The sequence below is a fragment of the Pseudomonas sp. IT-232MI5 genome (assembly GCF_949767845.1).
GTDB lineage: Bacteria > Pseudomonadota > Gammaproteobacteria > Pseudomonadales > Pseudomonadaceae > Aquipseudomonas.
This window is the reverse complement of sequence record NZ_CATKQE010000030.1, coordinates 1-812: the sequence shown is the minus strand read 5'-3', so window position 1 is coordinate 812 and position 812 is coordinate 1. Positions and strand designations below refer to the sequence as shown.

Annotated in this window: 1 rRNA gene; it reads right to left on the bottom strand. The window is 51.4% G+C overall.

The features are described 5' to 3' along the window. Positions 1 to 812 (bottom strand): 23S ribosomal RNA (locus ACM6JQ_RS16000); the annotation flags it as partial.

The window sequence follows — 812 nt, the reverse complement described above, 5'->3', positions numbered from 1 at the left end:
TGATACCCGTAGCTTCGGTGTATGGTTTGAGCCCCGTTACATCTTCCGCGCAGGCCGACTCGACTAGTGAGCTATTACGCTTTCTTTAAAGGGTGGCTGCTTCTAAGCCAACCTCCTAGCTGTCTAAGCCTTCCCACATCGTTTCCCACTTAACCATAACTTTGGGACCTTAGCTGACGGTCTGGGTTGTTTCCCTTTTCACGACGGACGTTAGCACCCGCCGTGTGTCTCCCATGCTCGGCACTTGTAGGTATTCGGAGTTTGCATCGGTTTGGTAAGTCGGGATGACCCCCTAGCCGAAACAGTGCTCTACCCCCTACAGTGATACATGAGGCGCTACCTAAATAGCTTTCGAGGAGAACCAGCTATCTCCGAGCTTGATTAGCCTTTCACTCCGATCCACAGGTCATCCGCTAACTTTTCAACGGTAGTCGGTTCGGTCCTCCAGTTAGTGTTACCCAACCTTCAACCTGCCCATGGATAGATCGCCCGGTTTCGGGTCTATTCCCAGCGACTAGACGCCCTATTAAGACTCGCTTTCGCTACGCCTCCCCTATTCGGTTAAGCTCGCCACTGAAAATAAGTCGCTGACCCATTATACAAAAGGTACGCAGTCACCCAACAAAGTGGGCTCCCACTGCTTGTACGCATACGGTTTCAGGATCTATTTCACTCCCCTCTCCGGGGTTCTTTTCGCCTTTCCCTCACGGTACTAGTTCACTATCGGTCAGTCAGTAGTATTTAGCCTTGGAGGATGGTCCCCCCATATTCAGACAAAGTTTCTCGTGCTCCGTCCTACTCGATTTCATGAC